We start from the raw sequence: 8,589 nt of genomic DNA, 5'->3' as shown, positions 1-8,589 counted from the left end.
AGCCAGGCCTTCAGCCGGTCGTAACCGGCTCTCGCCCCGGCGGCCCGCTGCGGGCTGTCCGGCGGCAGCGCGGCGAGCACCCCGAGCGCCTGCGCCAGCGCGGCGTTCGCCGGGTCGCGCAGCAGGCGGTGGTTCGCCACGCCGTACCAAGGCATCATCGCCTCCAGCAGCGGCGCGTGGTGGTCCAGGCCGAAGCGGCGGTACCAGGGCGCGCCGTCCTGATGCCAGTGCTTCAGCAGCCCGGCGTCGTTGCGCAGCGCGTGCAGGTCAGCCAGCTGCCGGTCGGAGACCTCAGCCGTCTGCACCAGGGCGCGGGCCTGCTGCGCCACGCTGACAATCTGCTGGCGGTTGAGGGCAAAGGAGAGCAGCATCCCCGCGCCCCACAGGCCCATTGCCGCCATCAGCGTCCAGGCCAGCGTCTGCTGCCAGGGCAGCCCGACGCGGCGGCCGCGCAGGCGGGTGCAGTCATTCACCACGCCCTGCCAGGTCGCGGGCAGCGTCAGGGCGTGACGCGGCAGCGCGGTGTCATGGGAGGATGGCGCACCCTTCTCCGCCAGGCTGAACATCAGCCCGCGCAGGACAACGCGCTGCTGCGCGGCGTGCAGCCACGGGGTGAGCTGCTCCTGCCAGCGTTCGCTGCCGCCCTGCGCCAGCCGCTGCCCGAGGCGCAGCAGAAAATCATGCTTCGCGGGCGGCATCGTCGCCCACGACCAGAAGCAGGCGCACTTTGCGGCGCCAGAAAGGGCCGTAGCGGGAGCGGAGGTGTTTTTTTAGCGGTGAGGAGAAGTGCTGAGGCACCGTCCTGCTGCTGGACGCTTTCTTTTCCAACCCTGGGCTTTGTTTCACACGGTTGATGATCCACAGCTGAATAGCCAGAAAGGCTAGCATGATCAAACATGCCAGCACCGTCCAGATAATGCCGCAGACGATCAGTATTGAGCGGATGACCGGCCATTCGGTTGACGCGTTCTCAACAAAAAACCAGTATCCCAACCCTGCAAGCAGAATAAGCAGGGTGATTGCCGCCACAGCAAGCACACCGGTAAATGCCGCTGAGATGCTTTTATTTTGTTGTCGGGCTTTGTCCTTTTCCATAAGGCTTAACCATTCCAAGTGCAAGTGGGTGTTGAGGATCGGTCGCTAACCAGCCGCAGGGGTGCTGTTGATGCCGTGCGTGGAGTGCCGCCAGAGAGATAACGACCGGTAGCTGCATGTCTCCCACATCGCCCCAGTAACTGTCCTGCAGATGATGCGTGACATTCCAGCCGGTTTCAGCCAGCTGCGGCAGATCGGGATGTGAAAACAGAACACAGGCATCCGGGGCATCGTCGAGGGCACTTTGCTTCAGGGCGCGTTGGCAAACCTCTTTGAGTGCATCATGAGTCGATGCAGAAAACACTTCGCCACGCGGCATAACAACCGGGCCATCCGCCGCTACCCGCCAAAGCACCGCGGACTCACCGGCGGGTAACCGATGGCCAGAAGACGCGGCACAGGACTGGCATCCGGCCAGCAAAAATTGCCTGGTCTTATCCTGTCGTAACCGTGCCGCGATGTGCGAGAGCGTCTCTTCACCGTTCCAGATTTCAGGTTCTGGGGGTAGCGCCACCTCAGGAAAGGTGGCGTTCATCTGTGAAACAAATGCCTGCCAGCCGGGTTCACTACCCAGCCAAAAAACGCCGGAAAAAGTGCTTACCGGTTCACTCTGTTCCTGGTGCCATAACAGCACCAGTGAACGCGCCAGCTGCTGCTCACGCGCTGTTACATCACTGGAGAACGTGCGGGCAATACGCAGGGCTTTACCACTGGCTTCCTGCTGCATCTCCGGCGGGCGCTGTTCGCGACTCAGTACGAGCTTCCAGTCTGATTCGTCACTGCCCGCCGGCCCTATCAGCAGGATGTCACGCAGTGCCAGCGTGCTTTGGTGCGCTTCCCACCACAGATGATGTTCACGATCCACGGCCTGCTGCCAGGTTGTGGCGTGATGCCACGAGGCGCGGTAATACACCAAACGGCACAGCCACAGCAGGCCGGTGATAGCCAGAGCGAGCAGCATCAGCGTGAAAATCATGCTGCTGTCCTCCTCTCCCTTTCGTAACAGCGCCGCGCCCCCACCTGCCAGTAACGTCAGCAGCGCTCCCACCGCCAGCCACTTCTTGCTGGCGGGCGGGTTTGCAGTCTTCCAGACCGGGAACTCGGGTAACGCTCTCACTGCGCAATACCACAGTCGGGAAACGAGCTGACCAGCGTGCAGCCACAGGCACAGCGATGCCCGTGCAGTGCAACAGGCTTACCGTCAACCTTCGACAGTTCGCTGCCTTCACTGATGGTGGTCATCCCGTGCTTGTTGCACTTGACCGGGTCCCCCTTTGCGGCAATGCCCTTACCAAAGCAGAGGTAGTGCCCCGCCAGCACTTTACCGCCGTACTCCCGCAGAGTGTCTCCCTCGCGAATGATCTTTTTCATCAGGTTCCCTCCTTTATTATACGGTGATAACCGACTGCGCTTTTTCCAGCCAGCCGGACTGAATGGCAGATTTCGCCATCTCCAGCCGTTGTGCCGCGATCGCCACTTTTTGCTGCGCCACCACCTCACCCGGTTCCGTTGTGAATGCCTTCAGCAGCGCCGCGCCCGGCAGCATCGGGATGGGCTTGCCGGAAAGAATATCCACCGCCTGGGTTTCCAGCGACAGCGCGCCGAACATGCCCGCCGCGCCGAGCAGCTTGTCCGTGACCTTTTTCTGTTTGATGATAAACGCCACGCCACCGACCAGCGTGGCCGCGCCCACCACTGCACCGGCGATCATCAGCGGCGACAGCGGTTTATTACTTTTCTTACCGAAATAGACCATGCGGTAGCGGAAGTAGCCGCCCCAGGGTTCACGGGCACCGAAGGCGTTGTACATAAACCAGGCGCGTGAATCGTGCACCTGGTCATCAAACAGCGCCCGCACCAGCCCCGCTGGCTGTTCCGCGTTGGTGGCTTCGCCGCCCTCCGGGAACAGCACCTTGAGATAGGTTTCACCGGCGGTTTTCATTTTCAGCCACTCGCCGTACTCATTGTCGGTATTGAGCAGGTACAGGGTGTTTTGCAGTCCATAAATGGCTTCGAAATACCATTCATGCGTTCTTTCCCGGGCGATGCCCTGGTAATCCTGGCGGAACTCTTCTGCTGCCTCGCGCAGCTGGGTCTGCCCCAGCGCGGCGTCGAAGTCTTTTGGCCCCTGTGGCAGCAGCGTAAATTCGCCTTTTTTCATCCCATCGCGCATTTTTTTGCGCTCGTCATCAACCCCTTTTTGTTCCGCCTTGCGCTTGTCTTCGTCAGCTTTTCGCAAGACCGGATCGCTGTGTTTATCCAGCCCGTTGGCGGCAGAGTCGACATAGAAGCGCTGGGTTTTATAGCTGCCGCCCGCGTAACGACCAATGCGCCACGCGGTGATCCAGGCGATCTGCTCATCGATGGCTTTTTCCAGGCTGACGCTGGCGCGAACCGGGGTATAAAGAACGGCCTGTTCATCGCTGATGCTAGTGGCTGAAGGCGGGAGGTTCAGGGTTAATGAGCGCCATGCGTTGAAACGGATGACTAATGTAGGATAGATAAAAAATTCATCGCTGATTTCATCTTGCATAATGCGCCACTGATCTTTTTTCAAATCCTCGGGCAACGCATCCGGAGTGATCTTAAGCGGCGCACCCGCTGTAAAGGCCGCCGCATATATCTCATGCAGGGCAATCTGCGACAGCAGCAGGCCATCATTCAGCCCGTTGCCCTTGCCCTGGTCGCCCGGCGGGTAGCCGCCACCGAGGTCCGAGTGCATACCGGGGTAAATCACCTCCTCGCTGTTAGCCGGATAGCGACCATCGGTGCGGCGGATGGAGTCCAATGGGAAGCACAGGCGCTGCTCGTGGGAGGAGACCAGGTGCAGGCAGCGTTTAATCAACCCGCCGTAGACCTCCTCAGCCGGCAGCTCCTGGGTGCCGTCGGCCCAGCCCATATGCCCTTCGGCAACCGGTGCAATATGCGGCACGCCGACCGAGGCCACGGTATCCAGCAGGCCGAAGAACTCAACGCTCAGCGGGATTTTCAGGTCACCGGCCGCCAGGCACTGCTCAGGCTTTTTATCCTCGCCCTCAGGTTTCGGCAGCAGGCCGCTAAGCCAGTTAACAAAGGCGCGCGCGGCGGCGGCCCCGCGTGAAAAGCCATACACGTACAGCTTGATCCCCAGCAGCCGGACCTGGCCCGGTCCGGCGGGATTAAGGGCGGTGCGCAGGGCTTTCGCCAGCGCTGGCTCCTGCAGCAGCCGCTGGAACTCCTCGTAGCGGTTGCTGCTGCCGGTCAGGCCAAAACTTGCCATCGAGGTGCCCATCGCCTGCACAGACTGCCAGCAGGCGGCATCATCCAGCCTGTCCAGCCCGCAGGTACGACGCAGGGCATCAATAATACGCAGCAGCCCCCAGTTAATCCGTTCCTCGCCGCTGCTGGCGGTTGCCAGCCCCAACATGCTGAAGTCAAGGTCGGACACCTCCGGGAAGGGGGTACCTACGCCGGGAATATAGTACTTGTAGTACTTATTCCCGGCGCTGCCCGACATATCCGTCAGTTCCTGGTTTTTGCTGCCCAGCCCGCCCGCATAGCCCTGGCCAATGGTGGCGCGGAACAGCCGGGCGATATTAGTCGGGTGCCTGGGCTTAGCAACGTACAGGTCGTGATTCAGGTTATTGCCGGTGCCGTCAAAAAACAGGCTGATATGCAGGGTTTTACAGCACGGTGGTGCCACCAGCCGGTTGGCCGCCAGGCACAGCTCATCGTGGTATCTCTGCTCCTCGCTGTCCTGCTTACGGCAGTTTGCTCCCACCAGCGCAACCTGTGATGGCAATCTTCCCAGTCGGGGGAATTCTGGTGGATACCAGGCCAGATCGGTGATTATTTCGGACATACTTTTGGCTCCTTCATCCGTAAAGGTTCTTTAATCGGGTGGCGCGGATTGCCATAGTCGGCACAGCTGGTGGTGACCTTCACCTGGTCGCAGGGAAGAAAATGCACGGTAATGCCGCAGGTTTTCTGGCCCGTGTAATCAGGGACCGGAACTACCTTTGAGTGCTGCTCATTCATAGCTTTAACTTTTTGCCGCCATGCCTGATATTTTTCGGCATATTTAATAGCTTTCAAGTCTGCTGTTTTAACATCAAGGTGAGCTAAATTAGGGCGTTTTGGTTGTGGTATTTCAGGAACATCGCTGGCAAAAGCGACCGAGGTTTCCCAGTCCACCCTGACCGTCATTCCCTGCTGCCACAGTTTCGGTACGCCGAAGCAGCATCCCCCCCCCCCTCCCTGGTACGGGCCGATATTATCGAGGCCAGACTGACCGTTAACGCTAAACTCGATGGCCCATTTGGTATGGTTAATGGCCTCGATGGTGCCCCCGCCACCATGATATTCCGCCTGCGCACTACGCTGGCCGCATCCTGCCAGCAGTAATATTGCGCACAGCATGCCGTAGACTTTCATTTGCATCACGATCTTCCTTTTATTGTGCTTTGCGGTTTGACTGCCTGAAATTATTGAACCCTGCCCACCGCTGATGGACATGGCTGAATAATTTTTCAGTCGGTTATTCAGGGGGATGTAATAAACGGGAACGCCGTCGTGGTATTGCGTATTTATTTAACCCAGCAAAGCCATCGTTAATTATTATTGGCACCGTCAAAAAACAGGCTGATATGCAGGGTTTTACAGCACGGCGGTGCCACCAGCCGGTTGGCCGCCAGGCACAGCTCATCGTGGTATCTCTGCTCCTCGCTGTCCTGCTTACGGCAGTTTGCCCCCACCAGCGCAGCCTGTGATGGCAATCTTCCCAGTCGGGGGAATTCTGGTGGATACCAGACCAGATCGGTGATTATTTCGCACATACTTTTGGCTCCTTCATCCGTAAAGGTTCTTTAATCGGGTGGCGCGGATTGCCATAGTCGGCGCAGCTGGTGGTGACTTTCACCTGATCACAAGGGAGAAAATGCACGGTAATACCGCAGGTTTTCTGGCCCGTGTAGTCAGGAACCGGAACTGTTGCGGAATGCTGCTTATTCATGGCTTTTATTTTTTGAAACCACATACGCTGCTTTTGAGTGTAAACTACCCATTCCTGATGCCACTCTTCCCGAGTCTGCACACCTAAGATTGGTTTCTTAGGTTCTGGTATTTCAGGCACATCGCTTGCACTACCTACCCCGGTCACCCAGTCTACCCTGACCATCATTCCAGGCTTCCATTCCTTTGGCGCACCGAAGCAGCAGCCCCTCCCTGGTAGGGACCGATAATATCAAGGCCGGACTGACCGTTAACGCTGAACTGATTGATCGCCCATTGGGTATGGTTGATGGCTTCGATGGTGCCCCCGCCGTCATAATATTCCGCCTGGGAACCGCAGCCTGCCAGCAATAATACTGCGCACAGCACGTTGGATATTTTTAATACCACGACTCACATCCTTATGTTATTGAGGCAGGCAACTTTAGTTGCCTGCGCTTAACAGAAGTGCCATTACAAGTGTGATTATTTTTCCATTATCAGCTACCTCTCGTATTCAGGGCGTCCATTACAAAAAGCGTTTTAACCCTTGAGGTTTTTTATAACCCAGGCATCACGATTTTCTGCAAAAAGTATCCCCTGTTTCGTTGTTTCCAACATCGCGTGAAAACATGCGGAAAACATCTCTTCACTGCTGGTAAATAATGTTCGGGGAAGGGGTTCAAGGGTTAAAAAGCGTTTGGTGTCGCATAAACACATCAGCGTTTCGTACTGTGTATCCGTGAAGGTAATTTGCTGACAGGCTTCAATATCGGCAAATGTTCCCTCGCCCATCAGCAATGCTGACTGATTGTCGCGGTCCAGCCAGCTCCAAAACAGTGCCGGCTGATGGAGCTGGCTTTTCTGCTCATCAGCAAGGATATCGCTAAACAGATAGGGGAAAACTCGCGTATCCCAGAAGCGGAATATCCCCCCGCGTCCTTGGAGACTGGCATCGGCGCACCGACCCAGCCAGGCTGCCAGCGACGGCAACGTCCAGAGCGATCCCATTACCAGCAGTGGTGCTGAGGGGTGTACTTCCCGTGCAAGGTCGTACATCCAGCGAACCTGTTGCTCCTGCCCCAGTTCAATGCGTACCAGTAAAGGGGCATCCTCCCGGTAGATATCTTCCGGGAGCCCTTCATAGAGGGAAAACCACTTTATTTCCGGTGAAAAACCTGACAATGCGGGGATCACTGAAAAATCCAGACCACACTGGTCAATGATGATATCAATATAGGTTTGCCCAAATTGCTGACAGGTGTGCTGCACCCTGTCCAGCCATACTGTGATATTTTCCATGCGTTATCCTTCCCTTGGTACAAAGCCCTGCGCCAGCTCCTGCGCTCTTTTCATGCACGCTTTACATACAGAAGACGGTAGCTCAGGCAGCGCAAAGTTCTCGCTGGCGGGCCCCTGTAAATCGTGCTGACCTTTCAGGCTGATTAACCCCGGCCCGTGAATTTCCACCTCGCCCTGCGGCGTGAGGCGGATGTAAGCCCCGCCACAGCCCAGCGTGATGCCATTTTTCGCCGTCAGCTGCAGATGCCCCTGGGTTGACTGCACGGTGACATCTTTCAGGGCCGTCAGTGAGAGGACATCGCCATGTGATTCCATCTCCAGCGGGCCTTTACCGGATATCAGACGCATGCCTTCGTTTTGAGCCAGCAGGGAGATGCTTTGGCTGGCATTCGCGGAAAGACGCTGTGCGCTGGCCATGCTCACCTCGCCAGTGCTTTGCAGATACAGGCCGTTGCCGCTGTGCAGCAGCATGCTTTCCGGGGTGACTGCGCCCAGACCTTTTGGCGCGCTCATTAACAGCAGCGGAGCTTTCAGCTGGTCTGCGCTACCCACCAGTTGTTTCAGTCCGCGGTTATCAGGGCTGTGATTGTGGTGAGTCTGGGTAATGCTGCCCCATTCCGTGGCCTGATTGAGCGCCCCTTTCAGCAGGCTGATAGCCGGAGCCATCTCCAGCACGTCCCCCTGCGCCTTCGGCTGCCCGTCGGCCGTGATAAACAGCCCTTTCCCGGCGCGTATCGCGCCCCAGCCGTCGCTGCGCAGCTCGAACCCTTCCCCGCGCTTCTGCTTCTCGCCGTCCACGATGTGACCGAGGTTCAGCTGGCTCTTGCCGCCGTACTCGCTGCTGAGCTTGATATGCTCCTGCCCGCGCGAATCGTCCATGCGCAGCTTATTGTTGGCCGGGGTGCGCAGCACGTTGCGCTTGTAGTTGCGGATGGTCACCGGGTCGCCGTGCTTTGAGTCGTGCAGCACGCCCGCGATGTACGGACGGTCCGGGTGCCCGTGCTCAAAGGCTATCGCCACTTCGGTGCCCGCCAGCAGCGGCAGGTGCAGCCCGTAGGTATCGCCCGCGTAAGGCCGGGCCTGGCGCACCCACAGGCTCTCGAACCCCGTGTCCCAGCCGTCGCGGTCAAACAGCATGTTCACGCGGTAGCGCCCGTCGCGGTCAATGTGGCCGTAAGGGTCGTTTATCCGCGTGCTGGTCACCCGCGCGGGCAGCGTGCCCGC

At 58.2% G+C, this 8,589-nt stretch carries 7 protein-coding genes and 3 pseudogenes; all 10 read right to left on the bottom strand.

Annotated elements, in window-relative coordinates:
• A pseudogene (locus ACFL9S_RS22135) lies at window positions 1–698 on the bottom strand (type VI secretion protein VasK); the annotation flags it as partial.
• The gene (locus tag ACFL9S_RS22130) at window positions 679–1,095 is read right to left on the bottom strand and encodes a hypothetical protein (protein ID WP_405264021.1); all 417 of its coding nucleotides are present in this window, start codon (window positions 1,093–1,095) and stop codon (window positions 679–681) included. The pseudogene ACFL9S_RS22135 and the gene ACFL9S_RS22130, both read right to left, overlap by 20 nt.
• Window positions 1,064–2,212 carry a hypothetical protein gene (locus ACFL9S_RS22125; RefSeq protein WP_405264020.1) on the bottom strand — a complete coding sequence of 383 codons (1,149 nt, stop codon included), beginning with the start codon at window positions 2,210–2,212 and terminating at the stop codon, window positions 1,064–1,066. Before ACFL9S_RS22125 ends, ACFL9S_RS22130 begins: the two co-directional genes overlap by 32 nt.
• Complete coding sequence (locus ACFL9S_RS22120; protein ID WP_405264019.1) at window positions 2,209–2,466, bottom strand: PAAR domain-containing protein; 258 nt, start codon at window positions 2,464–2,466, stop codon at window positions 2,209–2,211. The genes ACFL9S_RS22125 and ACFL9S_RS22120 overlap by 4 nt, the downstream gene beginning before the upstream one ends.
• Window positions 2,467–2,482: 16 nt before the next feature.
• Window positions 2,483–4,936, bottom strand: coding sequence for a T6SS phospholipase effector Tle1-like catalytic domain-containing protein (locus ACFL9S_RS22115; RefSeq protein WP_405264018.1), 2,454 nt, complete (start codon window positions 4,934–4,936; stop codon window positions 2,483–2,485).
• The gene (locus ACFL9S_RS22110; RefSeq protein ID WP_405264017.1) at window positions 4,924–5,514 is read right to left on the bottom strand and encodes a DUF3304 domain-containing protein; all 591 of its coding nucleotides are present in this window, start codon (window positions 5,512–5,514) and stop codon (window positions 4,924–4,926) included. Before ACFL9S_RS22110 ends, ACFL9S_RS22115 begins: the two co-directional genes overlap by 13 nt.
• Before the next feature lie 173 nt (window positions 5,515–5,687).
• A pseudogene (locus ACFL9S_RS22105) lies at window positions 5,688–5,909 on the bottom strand (hypothetical protein); the annotation flags it as partial.
• Window positions 5,897–6,474: pseudogene (locus ACFL9S_RS22100) on the bottom strand (DUF3304 domain-containing protein). The pseudogenes ACFL9S_RS22105 and ACFL9S_RS22100, both read right to left, overlap by 13 nt.
• A 132-nt stretch (window positions 6,475–6,606) precedes the next feature.
• Window positions 6,607–7,365, bottom strand: coding sequence for a DUF4123 domain-containing protein (locus ACFL9S_RS22095; protein WP_405264016.1), 759 nt, complete (start codon window positions 7,363–7,365; stop codon window positions 6,607–6,609).
• A 3-nt stretch (window positions 7,366–7,368) separates the two neighbouring features.
• Window positions 7,369–8,589: DUF2345 domain-containing protein (locus ACFL9S_RS22090; RefSeq protein WP_405264015.1), on the bottom strand; the 1,221-nt coding region annotated here is incomplete at its 5' end.

The organism is Erwinia sp. AnSW2-5 (genome assembly GCF_045107195.1).
Lineage (GTDB): Bacteria > Pseudomonadota > Gammaproteobacteria > Enterobacterales > Enterobacteriaceae > Erwinia.
This window is presented reverse-complemented; position numbering and strand designations above follow the sequence as displayed.